Source organism: Thermogutta sp., assembly GCF_014359955.1.
GTDB lineage: Bacteria > Planctomycetota > Planctomycetia > Pirellulales > Thermoguttaceae > Thermogutta.
In genome coordinates this window covers 1-1,403 of the sequence record NZ_JACIYL010000986.1, presented here as the reverse complement: position 1 = coordinate 1,403, position 1,403 = coordinate 1, and the positions used below count along the sequence as shown (strand labels likewise).

At 61.6% G+C, this 1,403-nt stretch carries 2 protein-coding genes; one reads left to right on the top strand and one right to left on the bottom strand.

Annotated elements, in window-relative coordinates:
- Positions 1–342 (top strand): LuxR C-terminal-related transcriptional regulator (locus tag H5U08_RS18775; protein WP_297036678.1); only part of this gene is annotated, 342 nt, incomplete at its 5' end.
- A 49-nt stretch (positions 343–391) separates the two neighbouring features.
- Here H5U08_RS18775 and H5U08_RS18770 read toward each other — a convergent pair.
- Positions 392–1,403, bottom strand: a 1,012-nt coding sequence (locus tag H5U08_RS18770; protein WP_297036675.1) for a hypothetical protein, incomplete at its 5' end; no start/stop codon positions are given.

Below are 1,403 nucleotides of genomic sequence, written 5' to 3'. Positions count from 1 at the left end.
CTTTTACTGGTACCGTTGGCCGAGGGAACAACCATGGCGAAGAAAAAAACGCAAGCGAAAAAGCGTCCGACTGCTGTCCGGGCGAAAGATCTGACGCCGCGGGAAAGACAGGTGATCCGACTGATCAGCCTGGGCTGTTCAGTCAAAGAGGCAGCCGCCATCCTCAAGCTGGCCCCCAGCACTGTGGACAATCACAAATCGAACGCGATGAAAAAGCTGGGAGTCAATAAATTACCACTCGTCACGCGGATGGCCATTAAGCTGGGCATCAGCCGACTCAATGATCGCCTTACACCCCTTGAAAAACGCAGAAGTGGGCGAAAGAACGACGGCTGGAACTGATAGGGGGCTTGCCAGAGCGGAGATCGGTGAGACGCTTTTCACCATGCTTCTATTTGGTGGGGGAAGATTGGGCAGGTCGCGAATCTCCCCGTGAGTCTTGAGGATGGGCTGGTTCGCCTTCCGGTGCAGTATTTTCGCTTGCGGCCGGATTGCCGTTGTCGATTGGCCTGACCAGAACGAGGCGGATGCGATATTTCTTTGTCTCTGACTTCGGAATTTCACCGGAGGGTGGAGTCGGTTGCCCTTCCACCTGAGCGGCTGCCGCAGCGGGCGGGGCTTGCCGCTGAAGGCTTTCCTGATGGGTTACCTCTGCTTCAGCGGCTGGCTGTCGGGTTTCGGGAACCACGGCCCTTTGTTGGGTGCCGTACATGGCCGTGGCCGATTTTGACATGGATTCGGTCTCAGCAATCGGACCAGGAGCCGCTGGTTTCCGCGCCGCTGGCGCAGGAGAATGGGCGAGCGTTGCCAGTGACTCGGGCAATTGGACCTCTTTGACCCAGGCTCGGTTCGCCGAGAGTTCATCGAGCATGGCCTGGAGCTGTGGCTCCGTGGCTGAGAATTCAAGCACAGCGACCTGCTGGTCGTCTTCGCGGCTCAGCTCGAGGCGAATCCCCGGCGGCAGCCCACTCCGTTCGCCGGAGGCCACGAACTGGTCACCCCCCGGACCGCGCTGGAGGTGGCCAGCGAATTCCCAGGGATTGCCGGTGGCGGCGGTTTCCGGTGTGGACTCGTGGCGTGCGACCACCCGTTCCACGAGTGTCTGAAGGGGAGCATCGGGGGCCAACCGGCAACGAATTTCCGCCGTCAATGTCTCCTTTGAGGGGGACGCCGTGGCGATCCGTGCTCGATCAGCCCGATCAGAGGGACTGACAGGCCGGATGCCCTCGATCACCAGCGGGGCAACAGGGGAGGCACTTCCCCCACCAGGGACGGATGTGATCGCGCCACCGGAGTGCGTTTCGACGGGATGAGGAGCGGGGGCCATCGCACCGGGTGCAGCCCTTTCCGTCTGGGGAGTCGGCGCGAGTGCCATCTCTGGTTTGGCGGGCTCGGCCGCACGG